25 protein-coding genes, 1 riboswitch and 1 other annotated feature are annotated in these 22,919 nt (G+C 36.1%); of the genes, 15 read left to right on the top strand and 10 right to left on the bottom strand.

Annotated elements, in window-relative coordinates:
• Positions 1–13 precede the first annotated feature (13 nt).
• Positions 14–1,387 (bottom strand): Na+/H+ antiporter NhaC, encoded by a 1,374-nt coding sequence (gene nhaC / locus ACXKY9_RS20085; RefSeq protein WP_000253716.1) that lies wholly within the window; start codon positions 1,385–1,387, stop codon positions 14–16.
• A gap of 278 nt (positions 1,388–1,665) precedes the next feature.
• Positions 1,666–1,886 (bottom strand) — a binding site (T-box leader).
• Between the two features lie 143 nt (positions 1,887–2,029).
• Here nhaC and ACXKY9_RS20080 point away from each other — a divergent pair.
• From ACXKY9_RS20080 to ACXKY9_RS20045, 8 genes are all read left to right on the top strand, one after another.
• Positions 2,030–2,386 carry a hypothetical protein gene (locus tag ACXKY9_RS20080; RefSeq protein WP_000726899.1) on the top strand — a complete coding sequence of 119 codons (357 nt, stop codon included), beginning with the start codon at positions 2,030–2,032 and terminating at the stop codon, positions 2,384–2,386.
• A gap of 77 nt (positions 2,387–2,463) precedes the next feature.
• Positions 2,464–3,897, top strand: a complete 1,434-nt coding sequence (gene bioA, locus ACXKY9_RS20075) for an adenosylmethionine--8-amino-7-oxononanoate transaminase (protein WP_002132693.1) — start codon at positions 2,464–2,466, stop codon at positions 3,895–3,897.
• A complete protein-coding gene (gene bioD, locus ACXKY9_RS20070; RefSeq protein ID WP_000012513.1) occupies positions 3,897–4,625 on the top strand; it encodes a dethiobiotin synthase in 729 nt (242 codons plus the stop codon). Before bioA ends, bioD begins: the two co-directional genes overlap by 1 nt.
• Positions 4,591–5,778: an 8-amino-7-oxononanoate synthase gene (gene bioF / locus ACXKY9_RS20065; RefSeq protein WP_001077292.1), complete on the top strand. Its 1,188-nt coding sequence runs from the start codon at positions 4,591–4,593 to the stop codon at positions 5,776–5,778. Before bioD ends, bioF begins: the two co-directional genes overlap by 35 nt.
• The gene (locus ACXKY9_RS20060) at positions 5,775–6,515 is read left to right on the top strand and encodes an alpha/beta fold hydrolase (protein WP_001004161.1); all 741 of its coding nucleotides are present in this window, start codon (positions 5,775–5,777) and stop codon (positions 6,513–6,515) included. Before bioF ends, ACXKY9_RS20060 begins: the two co-directional genes overlap by 4 nt.
• Complete coding sequence (bioC, locus tag ACXKY9_RS20055) at positions 6,481–7,290, top strand: malonyl-ACP O-methyltransferase BioC (protein WP_000608905.1); 810 nt, start codon at positions 6,481–6,483, stop codon at positions 7,288–7,290. The genes ACXKY9_RS20060 and bioC overlap by 35 nt, the downstream gene beginning before the upstream one ends.
• A 1-nt stretch (position 7,291) precedes the next feature.
• Positions 7,292–8,290 (top strand): biotin synthase, encoded by a 999-nt coding sequence (bioB, locus tag ACXKY9_RS20050; protein WP_000815856.1) that lies wholly within the window; start codon positions 7,292–7,294, stop codon positions 8,288–8,290.
• 181 nt (positions 8,291–8,471) lie between these two features.
• Positions 8,472–8,792, top strand: coding sequence for a hypothetical protein (locus ACXKY9_RS20045; protein ID WP_000280033.1), 321 nt, complete (start codon positions 8,472–8,474; stop codon positions 8,790–8,792).
• A gap of 22 nt (positions 8,793–8,814) precedes the next feature.
• Here ACXKY9_RS20045 and ribH read toward each other — a convergent pair whose 3' ends face one another.
• The 5 genes from ribH to ACXKY9_RS20020 all read right to left on the bottom strand — a co-directional run bounded on the left by ribH (position 8,815) and on the right by ACXKY9_RS20020 (position 13,085).
• On the bottom strand, positions 8,815–9,276 hold the full coding sequence (gene ribH / locus ACXKY9_RS20040) for a 6,7-dimethyl-8-ribityllumazine synthase (protein WP_000230899.1): 462 nt from the start codon (positions 9,274–9,276) through the stop codon (positions 8,815–8,817).
• A gap of 18 nt (positions 9,277–9,294) precedes the next feature.
• On the bottom strand, positions 9,295–10,488 hold the full coding sequence (ribBA, locus tag ACXKY9_RS20035) for a bifunctional 3,4-dihydroxy-2-butanone 4-phosphate synthase/GTP cyclohydrolase II (RefSeq protein WP_000468979.1): 1,194 nt from the start codon (positions 10,486–10,488) through the stop codon (positions 9,295–9,297).
• Between the two features lie 12 nt (positions 10,489–10,500).
• Positions 10,501–11,145, bottom strand: coding sequence for a riboflavin synthase subunit alpha (gene ribE / locus ACXKY9_RS20030; protein ID WP_000493898.1), 645 nt, complete (start codon positions 11,143–11,145; stop codon positions 10,501–10,503).
• On the bottom strand, positions 11,127–12,239 hold the full coding sequence (gene ribD, locus ACXKY9_RS20025; protein WP_000131988.1) for a bifunctional diaminohydroxyphosphoribosylaminopyrimidine deaminase/5-amino-6-(5-phosphoribosylamino)uracil reductase RibD: 1,113 nt from the start codon (positions 12,237–12,239) through the stop codon (positions 11,127–11,129). The genes ribE and ribD overlap by 19 nt, the downstream gene beginning before the upstream one ends.
• Before the next feature lie 305 nt (positions 12,240–12,544).
• A riboswitch (FMN riboswitch) is annotated at positions 12,545–12,688 on the bottom strand.
• A 190-nt stretch (positions 12,689–12,878) separates the two neighbouring features.
• Positions 12,879–13,085: a CDGSH iron-sulfur domain-containing protein gene (locus tag ACXKY9_RS20020; protein ID WP_001151579.1), complete on the bottom strand. Its 207-nt coding sequence runs from the start codon at positions 13,083–13,085 to the stop codon at positions 12,879–12,881.
• 288 nt (positions 13,086–13,373) lie between these two features.
• On the opposite strand from ACXKY9_RS20020, the gene ACXKY9_RS20015 reads away from it, so the two are divergent.
• A complete protein-coding gene (locus ACXKY9_RS20015) occupies positions 13,374–13,619 on the top strand; it encodes a DUF2552 family protein (protein ID WP_000360793.1) in 246 nt (81 codons plus the stop codon).
• 9 nt (positions 13,620–13,628) lie between these two features.
• Here the strand turns inward: ACXKY9_RS20015 and ACXKY9_RS20010 are convergent, their stop codons facing one another.
• Positions 13,629–14,555, bottom strand: coding sequence for an alpha/beta hydrolase (locus ACXKY9_RS20010; protein ID WP_000819234.1), 927 nt, complete (start codon positions 14,553–14,555; stop codon positions 13,629–13,631).
• 81 nt (positions 14,556–14,636) lie between these two features.
• Here ACXKY9_RS20010 and ACXKY9_RS20005 point away from each other — a divergent pair, with 81 nt between their 5' ends.
• Positions 14,637–15,119, top strand: coding sequence for a GNAT family N-acetyltransferase (locus ACXKY9_RS20005; RefSeq protein ID WP_000902439.1), 483 nt, complete (start codon positions 14,637–14,639; stop codon positions 15,117–15,119).
• 99 nt (positions 15,120–15,218) lie between these two features.
• A complete protein-coding gene (locus tag ACXKY9_RS20000; protein WP_000201340.1) occupies positions 15,219–16,082 on the top strand; it encodes a LacI family DNA-binding transcriptional regulator in 864 nt (287 codons plus the stop codon).
• A 24-nt stretch (positions 16,083–16,106) separates the two neighbouring features.
• Here the strand turns inward: ACXKY9_RS20000 and ACXKY9_RS19995 are convergent, their stop codons facing one another.
• Both ACXKY9_RS19995 and ACXKY9_RS19990 read right to left on the bottom strand, forming a co-directional pair.
• Entirely contained in the window at positions 16,107–17,426 is a 1,320-nt protein-coding gene (locus ACXKY9_RS19995) for a Na+/H+ antiporter family protein (RefSeq protein ID WP_000994819.1), read from the bottom strand.
• Positions 17,427–17,557: 131 nt separating this feature from the next.
• On the bottom strand, positions 17,558–18,556 hold the full coding sequence (locus ACXKY9_RS19990; protein ID WP_000898965.1) for an alpha/beta fold hydrolase: 999 nt from the start codon (positions 18,554–18,556) through the stop codon (positions 17,558–17,560).
• Between the two features lie 121 nt (positions 18,557–18,677).
• Between ACXKY9_RS19990 and ACXKY9_RS19985 the strand changes: the two genes are divergently transcribed.
• Positions 18,678–19,154 (top strand): ribbon-helix-helix domain-containing protein, encoded by a 477-nt coding sequence (locus tag ACXKY9_RS19985; protein WP_000151925.1) that lies wholly within the window; start codon positions 18,678–18,680, stop codon positions 19,152–19,154.
• A 125-nt stretch (positions 19,155–19,279) separates the two neighbouring features.
• On the opposite strand, the gene ACXKY9_RS19980 is transcribed toward ACXKY9_RS19985, so the two are convergent.
• Positions 19,280–20,869, bottom strand: coding sequence for a bifunctional metallophosphatase/5'-nucleotidase (locus ACXKY9_RS19980; RefSeq protein ID WP_000265547.1), 1,590 nt, complete (start codon positions 20,867–20,869; stop codon positions 19,280–19,282).
• A gap of 201 nt (positions 20,870–21,070) precedes the next feature.
• Between ACXKY9_RS19980 and ACXKY9_RS19975 the strand changes: the two genes are divergently transcribed.
• The 3 genes from ACXKY9_RS19975 (at position 21,071) to ACXKY9_RS19965 (ending at position 22,880) form a co-directional block, all read left to right on the top strand.
• Positions 21,071–21,334: a YqkE family protein gene (locus tag ACXKY9_RS19975; RefSeq protein WP_000727548.1), complete on the top strand. Its 264-nt coding sequence runs from the start codon at positions 21,071–21,073 to the stop codon at positions 21,332–21,334.
• Positions 21,335–21,400: 66 nt separating this feature from the next.
• On the top strand, positions 21,401–21,925 hold the full coding sequence (locus ACXKY9_RS19970; protein WP_001226445.1) for a GrpB family protein: 525 nt from the start codon (positions 21,401–21,403) through the stop codon (positions 21,923–21,925).
• A 127-nt stretch (positions 21,926–22,052) separates the two neighbouring features.
• Positions 22,053–22,880, top strand: coding sequence for an aldo/keto reductase (locus ACXKY9_RS19965; RefSeq protein WP_000547990.1), 828 nt, complete (start codon positions 22,053–22,055; stop codon positions 22,878–22,880).
• Positions 22,881–22,919: the final 39 nt, after the last annotated feature.

The following is a 22,919-nucleotide window of genomic DNA, read 5'->3' as shown; positions in this document are numbered from 1 at the left end:
CCTTTTTATTATATTATGAAACTGGTACTGCTTTTTCTTTTTTCCATGAAAGACCGAATCCAGTAAAGCCGACGATAATGGTTACGACTGGACATGCTAAACAGAAGATTGCGTATGGCAGGTAATCGAATGTTGGAACGCTAAGAACGTTTGTTAAGAATACGCCACTTACACCCCATGGTACGAGTGGATTAATTACTGTACCAGCATCTTCTAATACTCGTGATAAATTACGACGTTCTAAACCGACTTCATCGTATTTATTAGCAAATGCTTGTCCTGTTAAAACGATGGATAAGTACTGCTCACCGAGTAAGAAGTTTACACCAATTGCAGTTGAAGCAGTAGAAATAATTAAGCGTGTACTAGTTTTTACGAAGCTAGAGATAATATTCATCAGCTGCGCTATAATACCCATTCCTTGTAATAATCCTCCCATACAAAGAGCTAGGAAAATAAGAGCAATTGACATCATCATACTTTGCAGGCCACCGCGAGATAATAAGCTATCAATATCTTTGATACCAGTTTTAGAAACGTAACCGTCTTGCATAATTTTTATTAAATCAGCTAAAGAAGTGCTAGGTTTAAAAATAAAGAGAATAATAATCCCTACCACAATTCCTGCAAGTAATGTTGGAACTGCGGGTACCTTTTTAAATGCGAATAGGAACAGTAATAAAATAGGAATCAGTGTAACGATAGAAATCGTTGCATTTTTTTCTAATGTGTTAATAAATGCTGAGAAATCAACGTTTCCACCAGATCCGCTTCCTAAAATGAAAAATGCGATAAAAGCAATAATGAAAGCTGGCACTGTTGTCCAAAGCATGTTACGAATATGTTCAAATAAATCTACACCCGTTACAGCAGGCGCTAAGTTTGTTGTATCAGATAAAGGAGACATTTTATCTCCGAAGAATGCCCCAGAAATAATTGCCCCAGCAATAAGAGCTGGATCGTATCCAAGGGCAGTACCCATTCCCATAAAGGCAAGTCCTACAGTTGCAGCAGTTGTAAATGCACTACCGATACTCGTTCCAACAATTGCACAAACAACAAAAACAGTTGGAACGAAAATTTTTGGAGATACAAGTTGGAAGCCGTATACCATTAAAGTTGGAATAGTTCCAGCTGCGATCCAAATGCTAATTAATACGCCTACAAGTAAGAAAATAAATATAGATGGAATACCAGCTGAAATACTACTTATCATTCCTTTTTCCATAGTAGACCAATCAATTTTTTTCATAAATCCAAACGCTAATAAAAGAACGATGCCAAATAAAATCGGGATGTGTGGTGAAACTTCTAATTTGATAACACTAAAGCCAATGCAGAAAAAGATAAAAATTGTTAAAAGAACAGACTCAATTTTTGAAACCATTGTTTTCCCCTCCTAAGTAATGTGAAATAGCTCTTTTTTATATAAAATTCGCCAATATTGTATATTTCCTTCTAAAATTTAGAATTTTGTGACAAATTACCGGTAATTGTTAGTTCTTCTATATGATGCGGAAATGATTGGATAAAAAAACGTCCCTGCATATAATTATGCAGGGACGAAGAAATCGCGGTACCACCCTAGCTTGTGAAATGAATGTATCACAAAATAAAGGGTCATATGATATGCGCTTATAAAATAAAAAACGCCCCTGCAATATATGCAGGGACGAAAAATTCGCGGTACCACCCTAAATTGTGAAACAGTGTCGTTTCACCACTCTTTAGACATAACGGTCTATAACCGTCCTTCACTACTCCTCACGTTTCGTAAAAGAAGCTCCAGGGGGTAATTCATAATTCGCTCTGTACTGGTTCGCACCGACCACCAGCTCTCTGAAATCAGAAATCGAAATACTACTAAATCCTATCAACGCCGATTCATATGATGTTAGTTAAATTTTTATCATATTTTCATCTTACATGTCAATAAAAATATTAAATGTTTTTTTAGGGAAATAAAGGATAATTGTTTTTAACGCTGTAAAAATGTACGTTATAATGAATTTGAAAGGGGGAGGAAAGAGTGAAGAAAAAAATAATTCTTTTTACCACTTTATTAGTTATTGGAGGAAGTGCTGGAATTTACACAGCTTTTGCGGCTGAATCAGAGCAGTTGAAACAAAAGCAAATACAACAGTCAGAAGTGAAGAAAGCGAAAGAAGCTGAAGAGAAGAAATCAATGGAAAAAGCAGCAGAGAAACTAGGAGTTTCTACTGAGGGGAAAACAAAAGAAGAGGTTACGAAAGAAGTAAATACCGCTAGGTTTGATAAGCGTCATGATTTATTAATTGAGCACGCTAAACAACTTGGAATTGATACAGAGGGGAAAAAAGATGAAGAAATTATTTTAGAAATTGGAAAGATACAGCATGGAAAGTAGAACAACTTATCATATGATAAGTTGTTCTTTTTTAAGAACTATTTGATTTTAAAATAATTGACAGTCATTCAGATTTAATGTTAACTATATTTATAAACAAGTTAACATTAGGGGTGACAATTGTGACAATAAATAGTAAAACGATTGAAAAATCATCTTATACATATGAAGAATTAGCAGAGAAAAATAAAGCTTACGTATGGCACCCATTTACACAAATGAAAGATTATTTAGAAGAAGATCCTGTCATTATTGAACGTGGAGAGGGAAGAAAGCTATACGATGTAAATGGTAATGAATATTGGGATGGTGTTTCATCTATATGGTTAAATGTTCACGGACATCAAGTACCGGAATTAGATGAAGCAATTCGTGAGCAATTAAATAAAATTGCTCATTCTACTATGTTAGGACTTGCTAATGTTCCATCTATTTTATTAGCAGAAAAAATTATTGAGGTTGTACCAGATGGATTGAAGAAGGTATTCTATTCTGATTCAGGTTCTACCGCTGTTGAAATTGCAATTAAGATGGCTTTCCAATATTGGCAGCATAAAGGGAAACCAAAGAAACAAAGATTCGTTACATTAAAAGAAGCATATCACGGTGATACAATTGGAGCTGTTTCGGTAGGAGCAATAGACTTGTTTCACCAAGTGTATAGTTCGCTCTTATTTGATGCGATTAAAATGCCGTATCCATATACATATCGTTCTCCTTACGGAAATAATAAGGAGGAAATTGTAAAAAGCCATTTAGAAGAAATGGAAGAATTGTTGAAAGAAAAGCATGAAGAAGTAGCTGCCATCATTGTAGAGCCATTAATGCAAGGTGCTGGCGGGATGATTACAATGCCAAAAGGATATTTAAAAGGACTGCGCGATTTATGTACTAAGTACAATGTATTATTTATTACAGATGAGGTAGCGACTGGATTTGGGCGTACTGGGAAAATGTTTGCATGTGAACATGAAAATGTGACGCCAGACATTTTAACTGCTGGGAAAGGTTTAACAGGTGGATATTTACCAATTGCAGTTACGGTAACGACGGATGAAATATATAATGCCTTCTTAGGAGAATATGAAGAACAAAAAACATTTTTCCATGGACATAGCTACACAGGCAATCCGTTAGGGTGTGCCGTAGCAATCGCGAATCTAGAACTATATGAAAAAACAAATTTAATAGAAGAAGTGGCACGTAAAACGGATTATGTGGCAGCGCAATTAGAAAAGCTCTTTGCGTATAAACATGTAGGTGATATTCGTCAGTGCGGATTAATGGTTGGTATTGAGCTTGTGAAGAATAAGGAAACGAAAGAAGCGTTCGACTGGACAGAAAGAGTCGGTGTTCAAGTATGTAAACGCTCAAGAGAGCTGGGTATGATTTTGCGCCCGCTCGGCAACACGATTGTATTTATGCCTCCTCTTGCTTCTACAATTGATGAGATTGACGATATGTTACGTATTTTATATAAAGCAATCTCGGATGTTACGGAGGGAGAATAATGAGCGGTTTTTTTATAACAGCAACAGATACTGAAGTTGGAAAAACTGTAGTTACAGGTGCATTAGCAGGTGTATTTAGAGAACTTGGGTATAACGTAGGGGTGTATAAACCGTTGCAAAGTGGGCATGTTGCATCAAACCCTGAGGGAGATGCGGCAAGGTTAAAAGCATTATCAGGTGTACCGACACAAGAAAATGAAATTTGCCCTTATTCTATTGAAGAACCACTTGCTCCGAGACTTGCCATGAAAAGAGCTGGAAGAGTAGTAAAGTTAAAAGAAATTACTGATTACTATAATGAACTATTAAAAGAGTTTAATAGCTTATTTGTAGAAGGGGCAGGTGGGCTTGCTGTCCCATATACAGAAGATGCTTTAGTAATTGATTTTGCAAAAGAATTACAGTTGCCTCTTATTGTAGTAGCTCGTCCTACATTAGGAACAGTAAATCATACAGTGTTAACGATTGCTTACGCAAAGGCGCATGGCTTAACCGTAGCGGGTGTCATTTTGTCAGGTTGCAAAGAATGTGAAATGGAAAGAGTGCAAGAAAATAAAGAGATGATTGAAGAGCTGAGCGGGGTACCAGTTTTAGGATTATTACCATTCTTTGAAGGTGAGTTTACGAAAGAAGAAGTATTAGAATCTGCAAAAGAACATATTATGATTTCAAAATTAGAGGAGTTTATCCAAAATGAATCAAACGTGGCGGGCGCACCTTCAATCTAAATTACAACAATTACATGAGCAAGGGCAGTATCGTGATTTGCATGTAACAGAGAAGGCAGAAGAGACTTGGCTTATTCGAGATAAAAAAAAGATGTTAAATTTAGCGTCAAATAATTATTTAGGGTTAGCTGGAGATGAAAGGTTAAAAGAAGCTGCTATTGCCTGTACAAAAAGATATGGAACTGGAGCGACTGCCTCTCGTCTCGTTGTAGGAAATCATCCATTATATGAAGAGGTTGAGAGAAGCATATGTGACTGGAAAGGTACTGAAAGAGCTTTAATTGTAAATAGTGGGTATACGGCAAATATAGGTGCCATATCTTCTTTGGCCTCTCGGCACGATATTGTTTTTAGTGATAAGTTAAATCATGCAAGTATTGTTGATGGAATCCTATTAAGCGGGGCAGAGCATAAAAGGTATCGTCATAATGATTTGGATCATTTAGAGAAGCTGTTGAAAATGGCTTCGCCTGAAAAAAGGAAATTAATCGTAACAGATACCGTTTTTAGTATGGATGGTGATACTGTGTATTTAAGAGATTTAGTACAGCTGAAAGAGAAATACGGGGCAATCATTATAGTCGATGAAGCACATGCGAGTGGAATATATGGAATCGGCGGAGCTGGGTTATCTCATATAGAAAAAAATCTTGCTCAAAAAATTGATATACATATGGGGACGTTTAGCAAGGCTTTAGGGTGTTATGGTGCGTATTTGACAGGTGATGAAATTTATATAGAGTATTTACAAAATATGATGAGAAGCTTTATTTTTACTACAGCTTTACCACCAAGTACGTTAGGAGCAGTGCAAAAAGCAATTGAAATTGTAAAAGAAGATAACGAAAGAAGAGAGAACCTTATAGCAAACGGAGAATACTTCAGAACTAAATTAAGGGATGCTGGTTTTGATATTGGGAATAGTTCAACTCATATTGTACCGATTGTAGTCGGTTCAAATGAACATGCTTTACGATTTAGTAAAAGGTTGCAAGAGGCAGGGATTGCGGCCATTGCAATTCGTCCGCCAACTGTGCCGGTTCATAGTTCTCGAATTCGCTTTGCAGTTACATCGCAACATACAATAGCTGATTTAAAATGGGCTATTGATCGAATTATTCACATTGCGAAAGAAGAGGAGATTTTCGTATGAACGAGCTAAAGATTATTTTTATCCCCGGATGGGGAATGGAAGAGAATATTTGGGATTTAGTACTTCCGTATTTTAAAGGATATCCTGTTGAATGCATAGATTGGCATAATGTGAAAGAACGAAGTGAATTTGCGGAACGAATTATAGATGTAGCGCATAACGACAACGTAATTTTAGTTGGATGGTCACTAGGAGCGTTAGCAGCAGTTGAAGCTTATAAAAAGATTCAGGCAAAAGGCATCGTATTAATTGGTGGGACCGCTAAATTTACAAATACGAGTGACTATAGTAATGGATGGAATGCTTTGCATGTAGAACGGCTGAAAAGGAATTTGGTGAGAAGGAAAGAAGATACGCTCAAGCGGTTTTATGAAAATATGTTTACGAAAGATGAGCTAAAAGAGAACAAAAATTTTGAAGACATTGTAGACCATTTTAAAGGTGATTCTATTCAGTCTTTACAACTAGGTTTGGATTATTTAATAGAAACAGATATGAGAGAAGAACTAAAAGAAATTAAAGTACCTATACTACTTATCCACGGAGAACAGGATGTAATATGCCCATTGTCTGCGGCACGTAGTATGACGGAGAATAGCAGCAGCGAGCTGAAAGTAGTAAGTGAAGCAGGGCATGCATTATGTGTAACGAATTTTGAATATTGCGCAAATGAGATAATTCAATTTGTAGAGGGGATACGACATGATCAACAAAACGTTACTACAAAAACGGTTTAATGGGGCAGCCGTATCTTACGATCGATATGCAAATGTACAAAAAAAGATGGCACATTCATTACTTTCAATCTTAAAGGAACGATATAGTGAAACGGCATCAATACGTATTTTAGAACTGGGATGCGGGACGGGGTATGTAACAGAACAATTATCAAAGTTATTTCCGAAAGCACATATTACAGCAGTTGATTTTGCTGAAAGTATGATTGCGATTGCGCAAACTAGACAAAATGTAAAAAATGTAACGTTTCACTGTGAAGATATTGAGCAATTACGATTAGAAGAATCATATGATGTCATTATTTCAAATGCTACATTTCAATGGTTAAATAATTTACAACAAGTGTTAAGAAATTTATTTCAACATTTTTCTATAGATGGGATATTACTCTTTTCAACGTTTGGACATGAAACATTTCAAGAATTGCATGCTTCGTTCCAACGTGCGAAAGAAGAAAGAAATATAAAAAATGAAATATCGATTGGTCAACGTTTTTATTCAAAAGATCAGTTGCTTCATATATGTAAGATAGAAACAGGGGATGTGCATGTTTCTGAAACATGTTACATAGAGAGTTTTACAGAAGTTAAGGAGTTTCTGCATTCTATTCGAAAAGTAGGAGCAACTAATAGCAATGAAGGATCATATTGTCAAAGTCCCTCACTCTTTCGTGCGATGCTACGCATATACGAAAGAGACTTCACGGGAAATGAAGGGATAATGGCAACGTATCATGCTTTATTTATACATATAACAAAAGAGGGGAAGAGATGAAATGAAACAAGTACAAACAAAAAGGGATTGGAAAAAACTTGCATACGACGTAGTGGAAGAGAAAATGATTACGAAAGAAGATGCAATAGCGATATTAGAAGCTGATGATACAGAAGTTTTAGAAATTATGAATGCAGCTTACATTATTCGCCATCATCACTTTGGTAAGAAAGTAAAATTGAATATGATTATTAATACGAAATCTGGATTATGTCCTGAAGATTGTGGATATTGCTCACAGTCTATTATTTCAGAAGCACCGATTGATAAATATGCATGGTTAACGCAGGAGAAGATTGTAGAAGGGGCACATGAAGCAATACGCCGTAAAGCAGGTACATATTGTATTGTAGCGTCTGGTCGTCGTCCGACGGATAAAGAGGTAAATCACGTAATTGGAGCAGTTAAGGAAATTCGTGAAACGACAGACTTGAAGATTTGTTGTTGTTTAGGTTTCTTAAATGAAGATCAAGCAGGACGTTTAGCGGAAGCAGGCGTGCACCGTTATAACCACAACTTAAATACACATGCAAATAATTACGATAGCATTTGTTCAACTCATACGTATGATGATCGTGTTGATACAGTTCAAAAAGCAAAACAAGCTGGTATTTCACCATGCTCTGGAGCGATTTTTGGCATGGGAGAAACAATTGAAGAGCGTGCTGAAATTGCATTTGAATTACAACGTATAGATGCAGATTCTATCCCTTGTAATTTCCTTGTTGCTGTAAAGGGGACACCTCTTGAAGGGCAAAAAGAGTTAACGCCAGTAGAATGTTTAAAAGTACTTGCAATGATGCGTTTTGTAAACCCAACAAAAGAAATTCGTATTTCAGGAGGACGTGAAATCAATTTACGTTCTGTACAGCCAATCGGTTTATTTGCAGCAAATTCTATTTTTGTCGGGGACTACTTAACGACAGCTGGACAAGAGCCGACTGCGGACTGGGGTATGATTGCAGATTTAGGATTTGAGATTGAAGAATGTGCATTATAAGATAGATGAAAAAGCAAACTTGTAAAAGAGTTTGCTTTTTTGTAAATAAAATGTAATAAATAGTTGTGAACGCTTGATACTATTGGTTTTTGAACGAAAAAAAGAATTTTTGTGGACGAATTTTCCAAGCCCTAGTTGTACATAGTAAATATGTAATTTATATTGGGTTGGAGGATTTTACATGTACAAATACATATTAGCGATTATGACTTGTTTAATTTTAATAAAAGCAATAAGTTCTGATCCAGTTAAGGCTACCGAAAATCCTGAACAAAAAGAGATGCAACAAAGAATCGAACAACACTTTCGAACGAAAGCTGAACATTTTGGATTGAAAACGGAAGGAAAAGATTTAAAGGAAGTTAGAAAAGAAATTACTATTATAGAAGAAGCGAAAAAAAGAGAGAATGTATGGAGAACAGCGCAAGCTCTTCATATAAAAACAGAAGGAAAAACGATGAATGAATTAATAAAAGATGTACAAAAAAAGGTGAAAAAATAAAAAGAGGCCGCAGCCTCTTTTTTTATGCCCATTGTTTTGATAAGTGAGCCATTTCAATTGCAGCAACAGCTGATTCATATCCTTTATTACCAGCTTTCGTACCTGCGCGTTCAATCGCTTGTTCAATTGTTTCTGTCGTTAATACGCCGAAAATAACTGGGATGTCCATTTGTAGTGATAAAGACGCAACACCTTTTGCTACCTCATTACAAACGTAATCGTAGTGAGTTGTAGCACCTCGGATTACAGTACCTAATGTAATAACAGCATCATACTTTCCGCTACTAGCCATCTTTTTAGCGATTAAAGGAATTTCAAATGCACCAGGAACCCAAGCAACATCAATATCACTTTCTTCTACACCGTGACGCTTTAATCCGTCTAAAGCTCCGCCAAGTAACTTACTTGTAATAAATTCGTTAAAACGTCCAACAACAACTCCAACTTTTAATCCTGTACCAACTAAATGACCTTCGAATACCATAATAAATCTCTCCTTTAATTATAAGTTTAGTAAGTGTCCTAATTTATTTACTTTCGTTTGTAAATACGATTTATTCTCTTCTTTTGCCGGCATTTGCAACGGTACACGCTCGACTACTTCTAAATCGTAACCTTGTAAGCCAGCAATTTTTCTTGGGTTATTCGTTAATAATCGTAAGCTTTGTAAACCTAAATCTTTTAATATTTGAGCACCGATACCGTAATCACGAAGATCAGCAGGGAAGCCGAGTTTTTCATTTGCTTCTACAGTATCGAATCCTTCTTCTTGTAATTTATAAGCGCGAAGCTTATTAAGAAGCCCAATGCCTCTTCCTTCTTGTCTCATATAAAGAAGAACACCTTTTCCTTCACGCTCAATTTGAGCAAGTGCTGCATGGAGTTGTGGTCCGCAATCGCAGCGATGTGAACCGAATACATCTCCTGTTAAGCATTCAGAATGAACACGTACAAGTACCGGTTCACCTGTTGAAATATCACCTTTTACAAGTGCGATATGTTCTTTCGTATCTAATGAGTTAGAATAGCCAATTGCGTGGAAAGTACCGAAATCTGTAGGTAATGTAATTTCCACTTCTCTCGTCACAAGTGTTTCATGATGGCGGCGATAAGCAATTAAATCTTCTATTGTAATCAATTTTATATCAAATTGTTTTGCACATTCTATTAAATCAGGTACACGTGCCATCGTGCCGTCCTCATTTATAATTTCGCAAATAACTCCAGCTGGTTCGGCACCGCATAGCTTTGCTAAATCAACAGCAGCTTCTGTATGACCTGCACGACGCAGGACACCGCCTTCTTTCGCAATTAATGGAAAGATATGTCCAGGTCGATTGAAATCAGCGCCTTTTGATGCGGGGTTTAACAATTCTTGTATCGTAGTTGCACGTTCGTGAGCGCTAATCCCTGTTGTTGTAGAAACATGGTCAATGCTCACTGTAAACGCAGTATGATGTGAATCTGTATTATGAGATACCATTGGTTCTAATTGTAGACGTTCCGCGTACCCTGCTGTAATCGGTACACAAACGAGACCACGGCCATGTGTAATCATAAAATTAATTGTTTCTGGTGTAATGTACTCTGCTAAAGCAATAAAATCGCCTTCATTTTCTCGGTTTTCATCATCACATACGATAACGACTTTACCTTGTTTTAAATCTTCTAGAGCTTCTTCAATACGATGAAACATTGTGCTTCCCCCTTATAGAAATCCGTTTTCTTGTAAAAAGCTTTCAGTCATTGAACCTACTCGTTTTGTAGGTTTAGTAATAAAGCGTTCGATATATTTACCAATCATGTCACACTCAATGTTTACGATATCTCCGGCATTTTTTTCTCCAATGACAGATTCGCTTACTGTGTGCGGGATGAGTGAAATCGTTATGGAAGATTCGTCTATAGCAAATATCGTTAAACTCGTTCCATCAACAGCAATGGACCCTTTCTGCAAACAATAGCGCAGCAGTTCATCAGAAATTGCTATTTTGTAATAGACGGCATTGTAATGTTGTTTTTTATTTAAAATCGTTCCGATGCCATCAATATGTCCTGAAACGAAATGTCCACCGAATCGTCCGTTTGCAGCCATTGCTCGTTCTAAATTTACTTTAGAGTGTGGTTTAAGTATACGAAGTGATGTCGACTGCATCGTTTCGGGCATTGCATCAACTGTAAATGAAGTAGTTGTAAAGTTTGTTACAGTTAAGCAAATACCGTTAACCGCGATACTATCACCTAAGTGAACATCTGATAAAATTTTCTTTGCATGAATCGTTAATTTCATCGCTTCTCCACTTTGTTGCATGTTTGCTATCGTTCCTAATTCTTCTACAATTCCTGTAAACATTTCGTCACCTCGTTTCGGGCATTCGCAACGATTTTTATATCATCACCAATTTGTTTCATCTCTTGAATTTTCAAGGAAAGCGCATCTTGTAATTTTGAAAAACCATTTCCTCCAAATAAAGTAGGAGCATCTTTCCCACCAATTAATTTCGGGCTTATATAGGTTACAATTTCATTAAAATTGTTTGTTTTTAAGAAACTTGCATGAATCGATTGGCCACCTTCAACGAATAGAGAAAGAATTTGTTTCTCTCCAAGAAAGGAAAGAAGGTCCTCGATTTCTATATGCTTCGTTTCCATTTGGAATATAGCTATATTTTTAGATTCATAAGAAGATATCTTCTCTTTCTTTACATCCTTACCGACAATAATCCATGTCGGTGCTAAACCATCTGTTATAACATGAGAAGATGGTGGCGTTCGTAAATGGGTATCTAAAACAACGCGAATAGGATGTTTCCCACCATTTGGAATTCTTGTTGTTAAATGAGGATTATCAGCTATAACTGTATTCACTCCAACAAGAATTGCATCATGTGTATGGCGATATTGGTGAACATCAGCACGTGCTTCTTCACCTGTAATCCACTTACTTTCACCAGTTACAGTTGCTGTTTTTCCATCTAAGCTCATCGCTGTTTTGATTGTTACAAAAGGGCGTTTCGTTTTCATGTAGTGAAAAAAGTAGCGATTTAATAAAACTGCTTCTGCTTCAAGAACACCAGTAGTTACTTCAATTCTAGCTTCCTCTAATCTTCTTTTTCCGTTACCAGAAACGAGCGGATTACAATCGAGAGTAGCAATTACAACACGCTTAACTCCTTTTTCGATGAGCAATTCACAGCAAGGTGGTGTTTTTCCAAAGTGGCTACACGGTTCCAGTGTTACATAAACGGTAGCGTCTTTGGCGTTCTGACCAGCCATTTGAAGGGCATGAACTTCTGCGTGTTCTTCACCAGCTCGTAAATGAGCGCCCATACCAACGATGTTTCCATCTTTTACAACAACAGCACCAACCATAGGATTTGGACTTGTTTGTCCTGATGTTCCTTCTGCTAACTGCAGGGCAATCCTCATATATTCTTGATCTGTCATTTTCTTCACCTCTCCAAAAAAAATCAAAAAACCCCAAGGATTTAATATCCTTGGGGTTTGGGAGACGTGATTTCTAGAAATATAGTTTGAATACGAAAGCATAGGAAAGAAACCTAACGATAATTGATATTTCTGCATAAGGAAAAAACCTAGCAAAATATCGAATTTTTAAACGCTAGTTGTCTCTTTTTATTTCAGTATAAAAAATAAGTATAGAAAATTAAACATATATAAAGAATCAAAATGAATCTTTAAAAATATGCATACTGAAATAAAAGTGTATTCACTATATAAAAAACTAGAAACATATCCTTCTCCCATCCAGACTATACTGTCGGCCCTAGAGTTTCACTAGATCCACCGTTTTCGAGTTGAAAACGGGTCACGGACTTAGAAGTTTTCACTTCATCACCGCCGGTTGGGAATTTCACCCGACCCCGAAGGATGCTGTTTGCTCAAATTATAGCACAAAAAAAATAAAAGGCTAGTAAAAAATATTCGAATGTGAAGAATTGTGTGAAAATATATGCAGGCTGGAATGGAAATAAAAGTATTAGAAATGTTGTAAAGAGAAGGGATATAACGGAGTTGCTAAAAAGAAAAAACATGCACAAAAAAATGTGCATGTCACATGTAAAATTATTCTGCCTCTGGTGCTCTAACAACAGACTCGAATTTACCTTTATGCGAAGCGTCGCAATAAGGCATATTTTTTGATAAACCACAACGGCATAAAGAAAATGCCGGTTTTGCTGGGAATGCATTCCCTTGTGAGTCGACTAATTCCACGTCCCCTGTAACGCGAAAAGAGCCATTATCATTTACTTTAATTTGTACTTTTGCCAACGTTATCCCTCCTTCCCAAACGCTTAATTTCATCATATAATCAAGGGAAGTGCTTGGCAATATAAAGTGAAACTTTAATTAGTGGGGGAGGCATCCCCCACTAATTATTAGTTGAACCAATCGGGCTTTTAGGGGCAGTTAATCTCCTACCTAACTTCTTTGTTTCAGCCGAATTTTGAGGTGGGAGTTTTACTGCCCGCAAATAGCGGAGAAAAAAGAGCACTTTGTTTGAGAAAGAAGAGAGTGTTATAATAGTTTTCATAACTGACTAGAGTAAGGTGACGAGAGATGGATAAACAATTACATACATTACGAAACATTGCAAATGAGCGCACGTGGGCATCATTTTTGAATGATAATCATCCATATAGTTTGTTACATTGGTCCATTGCAGGTGTAGGGCAAGAGGCAAAGGATGTTTGGTTACTGCAAGATGAAGTAACATTTCAAACGACAGAATTCCCAACGTTAGATGATGCAATGCAATGGATTTCTGAAAATATGGAACAAGTTACAGACGTTTTAGCGCAATAAAAAACAGGCTTATGCAAGCCTGTTTTTTGTTTCTTTCACATATGTGTTTAAAAATTGATCGACGGCTGCTTCGTACTCTTCTTTATTTTCGTTATAAGAGCAAGCGTGTGCACCGTGTTCTGCAATATAAAGCTGCTTATTATTTTCTTTCGCTTCATATAACGCTTTTGTCATATCAGCTAAAATATAGTCGTCATCTTTACTATGAATAAAGAGAACGGGATTGTTAATGTTTTTTATACAGTCGATTGGTGAAACTTCACGAATTGTATAACCGTCACGAACTTTCAAAAATGCGTTTGCTAAAGGTAATAAAGGCCATTTTGGTAAATGGAATTCAACCTTTAAACGGTGCTGTAATTGTCCGTGAAAATCAGAGAAAGGACAATCTGCAATATAGAAATCAGCACCATCTTCTACAAGTCCTGCGTATTGAAGAAGTGTTGCAGCTCCCATAGATTCACCATGAATACCAAGTGTAATATTGGTGCCAAAACGGTTTTTTAGCCAGTCAACTACGGATTTTAAATCATGTTTTTCATAGTATCCATAGCTTGTTGTTTTTCCGCCAGTTTTACCATGACGACGATGATCGTAAATGAGGACGTTATATCCTCTTTTTAAGAATAAGTTTGCATATTTTACAGAGTTTATTTTATTTACAGTTACACCGTGGCAAAAAACCATAAACTTATTGGTGGAATGACCAGCAGGAATGTAATATCCGTGAAGGTCGTATCCAAATTGTGAAGGGATATGAATTTCTTCTTTATGAAGAGCATCAAAATCCTCTATACGAAAATGTTTTTTCGTTTCTCTTTCGAGTACTTCTTCCTCTGTTTTTTTCTTTAAGTACATCACTTTATTTGTAAAGAAAATCCCAAGGGCAGTTATTGCACCTAGTATAGTAAACAGTGCTGCAAAAAAACGTTTCATACTTTACCTCATCCTCCAAATACCGTTACATGTGATACACTTATATTGTATCACAATGATATAAAAGGGGAGAAATAGGAAATGCTGCATATACAAAAAATTACGCCAGCGATGAAAGAAACAATCCGAATGTTCATGTGTGAGAACTGGGGAAGTTCATTGATGGTTTCACGTGGTAAGGGACATCAGTTAGAAGAGTTGCCAGGATTTGTTGCGCTCTCAGATGACAGAATAATCGGAATTATAACGTATGAAGTGACCAGAAATATGTGCGAAATTGTATCGCTAGATAGCTTTGAAGAAAGAAAAGGAATAGGGACGAAACTTGTGGATTGTGTATTACAAGTTGCAGAAGGAGAACGGTGCAGACAGGTTTGGCTTATTACAACTAATGATAATATGAATGCGTTACGATTTTACCAAAAACGTAATTTTGTAATGACTAATTTATATGTGAATGCGGTAGAGGAGGCACGAAAAATAAAGAAAGAAATTCCACGTATTGGATATGATAATATCCCGATTTTACATGAAATTCAGTTGGAGTATCGTTTAGTGAAATGATGTAACAATTTTCAGAAATATGAGTTGTTAATCTTGACGGATAGTTTAATTTAGGTTACCGTAAAATTGTAATCTATTACCATATTAAGGGGTGACGATGTGGCAACTATACGTGATGTTGCAAAATTGGCAGGTGTTTCAGTCGCAACCGTTTCACGAGTTATTAATGAAAAAGGATACGTTCATGAGGACACAGTAAAACAAGTAAAGGAAGCAATTGAAGAATTACGTTATAGGCCAAACAGTGCAGCGAAGCCACTATTTAAAGAGGATTCAACGATAATTGCATTACTTGTAGATAATTTATGTAACCAATCAAACATCACTTTGCTACATTGTATTGAGGAAATAGCATATAAAGAAGGTTATCAAATCATTATTTGTAATATAGAGAATAAAGATAGATACATACATATGCTGAAGCAAAATAACATTGCAGGTGTTATTTTGACAAGAGCAGTTTTTAAAAGTGTAGGAAAAATTCCATTTCCGTTTGTTGTGATCGATGAGCAACAATCACATGGAAATTATTATGAAAGTGGACAGAGAGCTGTTTCTTTATTAAAAGAGAAAGGGTGTCACTTTCTTGCATATTTCGGTGAGGGAGAAGAAAGTGAAGAAATGGAAGATCATATAGCAGGGTTTTTAGACGCTGTTTGGGATGAAGGAATCTCTTATCGAGAAGAATGTGTACAAGGGTATACAAATAAACAATTTATTACATTATTGCAAAACAATCCGTATGTAGATGGAATTGTAGCCTCAAGTGATCAGATTGCTATTGATTTAATTCGGTCAGCGAGATTTCTAAATATACATATACCAGATAAATTAAAAATTGTTGGACCGAATGGGAGCATAGAGTGTGAATGGAGAGGTTCATCACTACCGACAATAGAAAGCTATGTCAGAGATAATGGAAAAGTAGCTTTTCAACAATTAAAAGGAAAAATAAAAAAGTAAAAGGTGCGTTTTATACGCACCTTTTTATAATGTAATTGCGGCAATAAAGCCAAATATAAGTAACGGTATATTGTAATGTAGAAAAGTGGGTACACATGTATCCCATATATGATGGTGCTGACCATCAGCATTTAAACCGGATGTTGGTCCAAGTGTACTATCCGATGCTGGAGATCCTGCGTCACCTAGCGCTCCGGCTGTACCGATAATTGCAATTGTGGCCATTGGACTAAATCCAAGCTGAATGCAAAGAGGTACAAAAATGGTTGTTAAGATAGGGATGGTTGAAAAGGATGAACCAATTCCCATCGTAACGAGAAGTCCAATAACGAGCATAAGAAATGCAGCGAGTGGTTTGTTATTTCCGATTATATGTGCACTCGTTTGCACTAGAGATTCAACATGTCCTGTTTTTCGAAGAACAGCGCCGAATCCGGCGGCAGCAATCATAACAAAGCCAATAAAGGACATCATACGCATTCCGCTTGTTAATATCGCATCTGCTTCTTTAAGTGGTAGACTGCCACTAACTGATAAGACGATAATACCTGCTAAAGCACCAAAAATCATTGATTCTGTTGTTAATTGAACAGTTAATGTAGCAATGATAGATAATAACCCGAAAGTAATGCTACGTTTTGTATAGGGAACGATTTCATTTTCGGTAGTATGAATTTGTTCTGTTTCATACGTACGAGGTTTTCGGTACGTAATGAATACCGCTACACATAATCCAATAATCATACCGATTGCTGGAATAGTCATTGCTTTTGGAATAAGTGCGACATCAAATGTAAGACCGCTTTGCGCAGCGTTGGTTTGCAATACGTCATGATAAATTTTTCCGAACCCTGCAGGGATCCACATATAAGGAGTAATCAATCCAAATGTAATAATACATGTGACAAGTCTGCGATCCACTTTCAGCTCAGTTAATACTTTTAAAAGTGCTGGAATTAAGATGGGGATGAAAGCAATGTGAACAGGAATCACATTTTGTGAGAAACAAGCCATCATTAAAATAATGAATAAAATAAGTACCTTAGAATAAACTTGTTTTTTCGTGTCTTGTTCATTGCCAATCCATTTTAATGCAGTTTGAATCATAGCATCTGGAAGTCCTGTTTTGGAAAGGGAAATAGCGAAACCACCAAGCATTGCATAACTTAAAGCGATTGGAGCACTGTTTCCAAGACCAGTTGTAAAAGTGTTAATCGTTTCTGAAATACCGAGTCCGCCGATAAGTCCGCCTGTTAAAGCTCCAACAATGATGGCGACAATGACCTGGACACGTAACAAACTAAGCAATAGCATAATTGCTACTGCGACGAGTACAGCGTTCATAATAAATGTAATCTCCCTAAATTTTTATTCTGTTAAGACAAGTACATATGAAACATTTTGCTATGTTTATACATACTTGCGACATATTATTATAAAATGTTTTCTATGAAATGTAAAAGAGCCTTTTGTGACTAATGCTGAAAAGCTAGCTCTTGTTTAATTGATTGCAAAGAATTGGCGAATAATTCTGGTTCTTCTAGATCAGGAGAATGTGCTGAGTTTGGGAACCAAATCATCTTTTTTATAGGCGCTTCAATAATATCGCAATATTCCTGAACGAGTGCATAAGGGGTTTGATAATCATAGCGACCAGAACAAAAATAAACTGGAATAGATAAACTTGAGATAGAAGAAAAGAAATCGATTGTCAGCATTTCTTCCCATAAAACGCCAGATTTTAAATTTCCTGCGAGAAACTTGAACCAATCTAATAGCGTGTACTCAGGAGAAAAGAAACCTTTTCGTATGAAAGAAAAGGAAGATCCATTTTGGATTGCGCCTCCGAATGTGCCAAGCCACTTTCTTTGAATAATGAGACGTCTCGTATCTAAAAATGGTGGCTTTCCTAATTTTAAAAGGGAAGCTAATGCTTTTTTATGATTATGTTTTTTTGCAGAACGAATTAAATGTTGATATAGCAATTCTTCATTTTGTTTCATATGTACAATTTGCCCAATACCGATGTAAGCCTCAATATACTTTGGATATTGATGTGCTATGTTAAGCCCAATGATACTTCCCCAAGAATGACCAGCGAGAAATAGTTTTTGTTTGTTGAACCTTTTAAGTACATATTGAATCACTTCTTTTGCATCGGAAACGAATTGTTCGATTGTGAAATTTGCTCCGAAATCTTTTATTGAAAAGGATTTACCAGCCCCGCGCTGATCCCAATTAATAACAATAAATTGCTTCTCTAATTCTTTTTGAAAATGGCGAATAAATCCGATTTGTGCCATCCCAGGTCCGCCGTGACAGCATAATAAAATAGGTTGCTCTACGTTTTGTCCACGCATAAGGAGAGTTTGTTTTCGATTATTAATCATAACGCTTTCTATCGTAGCGATACTGTTAGGAATGAGTTGTTTGTTTTCATTATAGAACTGAGGGGTGTAGCTACGAAAAAGCATATTGAAAACCTCCTTTTGTGAAATCGTATGAATCGCACAGGCTATTCATTTTGCATATACTGTTAGAAAATCATTGTAACATACCATACTAGTGTCATTTCAACACGGGAGGAGGGAAATTGTGACGATTGGAGAAATTATAGATGGTTTAAATAGACGTGAACCCATCGCTATTATAGCAAAACGTCTTGAAATAAGCCCGTATACATTATCGAAGAAATTAAGATTGATTGGATACGAATATGATGGAGAGCAGAAGAAACGTATTTTTGTAGGAGATGGAGAAGAACCACGTCACTTACAACTCCAAGAAGCGACCGCCCTTCAATATGAGAAAACAGATTATCAATTGTTAATTTATGAGCAATTACAAAGCATTTATGAATTATTAAGAAAAAGAGAAGAAGTAATTGTACCAATTATGAGTAAAAGTGCAGAGAAGAAGAGACGAACCTTTTCTATTAATACAGAAATATTATCACAATTGGACCTTATATCAGAATCGAAAGGAATTCAAAAATCTAAACTTGTAGAAGAGGCGTTGCACCAATTTTTACAGCAATATGAAGTTGACAAAACATCACATTTTGATAACTAAAGAAAAGGATACTATGTTCATTGGAAGAACGAGTATCCTTTTTATGATGTATATTACGTATAAAATAGAGGATCAGTATAAATCCTTTATGGCGTGAAAAATGAAATTTATTATTAGAGAAACACTTAATTTACTTTTTGAATTCTTCCATCAATAACTGGCTGAATTGGTTCTTTTAATTGTTTTACGTAATCGACTAACGCTTCAAAGTCGTTTGGACCAGTTTCTGCATTTTTACCATTTTTAAATGATACGAATCCGTCACCGCCAGAAGCTAAGAAGGCATTTGCAACTACGCTATACATTTTAGATGGAGATAATTCTTCTCCGTTTGTTAAACGTATATTTGTAACTTTTTCACCGTTTGGTTTATTTGCATCCCACGTATATTGAATACCTGAAATTTGAAGCATTCTTGTTGTTCCTTTTTGCCATTGCTGATTTAAAATATCGCGAATGTCTTGACCTGTTAAATCTACTTTAATTAATTGATTTCCAAAAGGTTGAATGCCGTATAACTCACCCCACGTAATATCACCAGCATCTAAGTCATTACGAATGCCACCAGGATTCATGAGGGCGATTTGAGTTTGCATCGTTTGACGCTGAGCATCGGCAACTAAATTTCCAAGAGTGGACTCACCAGCATCATTTTGTTTACGGTCGATAGGTGCTGTAGATTTTCCGACTACTTCATTTACAAGTGGTGCAATTTTTTCTTTATATTGATCTAGTTTTTTCTTTACTTGTTTATCAGGTTCTACACCTTCATGATAGGGTGTAACAACTTCAGCTTTTTTCTTTACAATATCCTTTGTTTTACGATCAATTGTTACATCCACGTCTGAGAAAGCCGTTCCGTATGAATTTGCTTGGACAATTAGTTTATTATTTACTGTACCATTTACATACGTATGACTATGTCCACCGAAAATAACATCAACTTCTGGGTCTGTTTCATTTGCAATTCGAGTAAGATCGCCATTTGTTACCCCAGACTCATCGGTTGTTCCACCGACATGAGCAAGAACGACGATAGATTTAACGCCGAGACGTTTTAATTGTTGTGTTGATTTATTAATTGCTTCTACTTCATCAGTAATTTGTACATTGTTAAGCATCGTAGGCATAACGACATTTGGTGTATCAGTTGTAACAACCCCAATGAATCCTACAGGAACACCATCTACCATTTTTACAGTAAACGGTGGTAAAAATAAGCGGCCAGTTGATTTGTTGTAGAAGTTAGCAGCTACATAGGGGAAGTTAGCCCCTTTGAAATTCCCTGTTTTTTCATGATATCCACCGTAAATGAGGCGTTGCATTTCATCAATACCTTCATCAAATTCATGGTTTCCGATTGTACCGACATCAAATTTTAAGTCATTTAAAAATTCAATTGTCGGTTCATCTTGTAATAATGCTGAAACTGGTGGACTAGCTCCGACGATATCACCAGCATGTACGAGAAGTGTATTAGGGTTTTGTTTTTTACGTTCTTTTAAATAAGTAGCTAAGTAATCAGCGCCACCAGCTTCTTTATTATTGATTTTTTTAACAGTATCTAGTTGTCCATGGAAATCATTAATACCAAGCATTTGTACGTCTATGTAGCGGTTTTGTTCAGCTGGATTCTGAGATGGGGGAGCGGCAAATACGCTTGAAAAAGTAATGGTGCTTAAAACAGCAACGGCAGGAATAATTTTTTTCCACATAATATAATTCTCCTTTTTTTATAATCTGACATCATACGACATAATTTTAATAGATTCATAGGATTATAGCTACATAAAAATTTAGTCTTTTCGAAAAATTAACATATTTACAAAAAGTGAATAATAGAGTGAAGACCTTTTTTTATTGTCGATTTCATCGTGTATCTACTATAATGGAGAAAAAAGTAAAAGGTGAGTAGCATGAAGAAAAAGAAACAAAGACAAATACAAAGACAATCACAAGTGAATCAACCGAAGAAAGAAACACTTACATTAGGCGATCAATTAAATGATTCACTCATGCAACAATTAAAGAGTAAGAAGAAAGAGTTGCAAGTGAGGGAAGAGGAAAAAGAGGCAGCTGAACTGGAAAGAAAGCGCCAAGAACAAAAAGAACGTGAAAAGAATAAATCATTTGAAGAACTGCTAAGTGAAAGTAACCTTACTTGGAAAGACTTTAAATAATAAAAAATGATCAGTGGTATTTCACTGATCATTTTTTGACGAGCTTGTAAGAAAAGGGGAGTTAGAATGAGAAAAATTATCGTTGTTCCACATGAAAACCATTGGAGTGAAAAATTTCAAATGGAGGCTGAAAGATTAAAAACAGCGATGCCAGAAACGGTGAAAATTCATCATATTGGAAGTACGTCAGTGCCCGGACTGGCAGCTAAACCTATTATTGATATGATCATGGAAGTAGAAAATATCGAAAGAGTAGATGGGTGGAATGAACGATTTATAGAGCTTGGTTACATCGTAAAAGGGGAAAATGGTATTTCAAGACGCCGATATTTTATTCATGGAACTGAAGAAAAACGTTCGTATCATTTACACGTGTTTGAAAAAGGAAATCCAGAGATTGTAAGGCATTTAGCGTTTCGTGATTATATGATGGCTCATTGTGAAGAAGCAGAGGCATATGCAACCTTAAAGAGAGAATTAGCCGAAAAGTATACATATGATGGCACGTTATATACGGAAGGGAAAAATGAGTTTGTGCGCAATGTGGATGAAAAAGCGAAAGAATGGAGAGAAAATAACTTAAATGAATGAGTTCACGTTATTTTTTAGCTATATAAAAGTGTTATGTAAACTGTACGTATGTTTTGACTTTTGGGATGAATCTTGTTGAAATAAAGTTGTGGCTTATAAAAAATGTAACAATGAAAGGGAGACGACTGTGCATATTCCAACAACTACACTTCATAATGGCGTGAAAATGCCGATGATTGGTCTAGGCGTATATAAAGCGAAAGAAGGAGACGAAGTAAAGCAAGCAGTAAAAACAGCGTTAGAAGTTGGATACCGTTCGATTGATACAGCAACTGTATATGAAAATGAAAGCGGTGTCGGAGAGGCGATACGTGAATCAGGAATTCCAAGAGAAGATATATTTATAACAACAAAAGTATGGAACGACGATCAAGGATATGAGGAGACACTCGAGGCGTTTGAAAAGAGTTTGAAAAAATTACAAATGGACTATGTAGATTTATATTTAATACATTGGCCGGTAAGAGGGAAGTATGTTGATACGTACCGAGCTTTGGAGAAATTGTATGAAGAAGGTAAAGTGCGCGCGATTGGTGTTTCTAATTTTCATAAACATCATTTAGAACTATTATTACCAAATTGCAAAGTGAAGCCGATGGTAAACCAAGTGGAACTTCATCCGATGTTGACGCAATTTGAGTTGCGCAATTATTGTCAAGATGAGCAAATTCAAATGGAAGCATGGAGTCCGTTAATGAGGGGCGGAGAAGTATTCCAGCATCCAATCATTCAGGCTATTGCTAACAAATATGAAAAAACACCTGCACAAGTTATATTAAGGTGGGATATTCAAATCGGAATTGTTACAATTCCTAAATCTGTTACACCATCTCGTATTGAAGAAAACTTTACTATTTTTGATTTTGCACTAACTGAAGAAGAGATACGTCAAATTAACACGTTGAATCGTGATTTACATGTAGGAACGAATCCTGATAAATATGATACGTTATAAAAAAGACTGTCTCCTAATACTGGAGACAGTCTTCTGTTT

Source organism: Bacillus sp. 2175 (genome assembly GCF_057812155.1).
This window is presented reverse-complemented; position numbering and strand designations above follow the sequence as displayed.

What these genes read in the sequence shown, in the direction of transcription:
- nhaC (WP_000253716.1), bottom strand. Translation starts at nt 1,387, where the DNA reads ATGGTTTCAAAAATTGAGTCTGTTCTTTTAACAATTTTTATCTTTTTC.
- bioA (WP_002132693.1), top strand. Translation starts at nt 2,464, where the DNA reads ATGTTAACTATATTTATAAACAAGTTAACATTAGGGGTGACAATTGTG.
- bioD (WP_000012513.1), top strand. Translation starts at nt 3,897, where the DNA reads ATGAGCGGTTTTTTTATAACAGCAACAGATACTGAAGTTGGAAAAACT.
- bioF (WP_001077292.1), top strand. Translation starts at nt 4,591, where the DNA reads ATGAATCAAACGTGGCGGGCGCACCTTCAATCTAAATTACAACAATTA.
- ACXKY9_RS20060 (WP_001004161.1), top strand. Translation starts at nt 5,775, where the DNA reads ATGAACGAGCTAAAGATTATTTTTATCCCCGGATGGGGAATGGAAGAG.
- bioC (WP_000608905.1), top strand. Translation starts at nt 6,481, where the DNA reads ATGATCAACAAAACGTTACTACAAAAACGGTTTAATGGGGCAGCCGTA.
- bioB (WP_000815856.1), top strand. Translation starts at nt 7,292, where the DNA reads ATGAAACAAGTACAAACAAAAAGGGATTGGAAAAAACTTGCATACGAC.
- ACXKY9_RS20045 (WP_000280033.1), top strand. Translation starts at nt 8,472, where the DNA reads ATGTACAAATACATATTAGCGATTATGACTTGTTTAATTTTAATAAAA.
- ribH (WP_000230899.1), bottom strand. Translation starts at nt 9,276, where the DNA reads ATGGTATTCGAAGGTCATTTAGTTGGTACAGGATTAAAAGTTGGAGTT.
- ribBA (WP_000468979.1), bottom strand. Translation starts at nt 10,488, where the DNA reads ATGTTTCATCGTATTGAAGAAGCTCTAGAAGATTTAAAACAAGGTAAA.
- ribE (WP_000493898.1), bottom strand. Translation starts at nt 11,145, where the DNA reads ATGTTTACAGGAATTGTAGAAGAATTAGGAACGATAGCAAACATGCAA.
- ribD (WP_000131988.1), bottom strand. Translation starts at nt 12,239, where the DNA reads ATGACAGATCAAGAATATATGAGGATTGCCCTGCAGTTAGCAGAAGGA.
- ACXKY9_RS20015 (WP_000360793.1), top strand. Translation starts at nt 13,374, where the DNA reads ATGGATAAACAATTACATACATTACGAAACATTGCAAATGAGCGCACG.
- ACXKY9_RS20010 (WP_000819234.1), bottom strand. Translation starts at nt 14,555, where the DNA reads ATGAAACGTTTTTTTGCAGCACTGTTTACTATACTAGGTGCAATAACT.
- ACXKY9_RS20005 (WP_000902439.1), top strand. Translation starts at nt 14,637, where the DNA reads ATGCTGCATATACAAAAAATTACGCCAGCGATGAAAGAAACAATCCGA.
- ACXKY9_RS19995 (WP_000994819.1), bottom strand. Translation starts at nt 17,426, where the DNA reads ATGAACGCTGTACTCGTCGCAGTAGCAATTATGCTATTGCTTAGTTTG.
- ACXKY9_RS19990 (WP_000898965.1), bottom strand. Translation starts at nt 18,556, where the DNA reads ATGCTTTTTCGTAGCTACACCCCTCAGTTCTATAATGAAAACAAACAA.
- ACXKY9_RS19980 (WP_000265547.1), bottom strand. Translation starts at nt 20,869, where the DNA reads ATGTGGAAAAAAATTATTCCTGCCGTTGCTGTTTTAAGCACCATTACT.
- ACXKY9_RS19975 (WP_000727548.1), top strand. Translation starts at nt 21,071, where the DNA reads ATGAAGAAAAAGAAACAAAGACAAATACAAAGACAATCACAAGTGAAT.
- ACXKY9_RS19970 (WP_001226445.1), top strand. Translation starts at nt 21,401, where the DNA reads ATGAGAAAAATTATCGTTGTTCCACATGAAAACCATTGGAGTGAAAAA.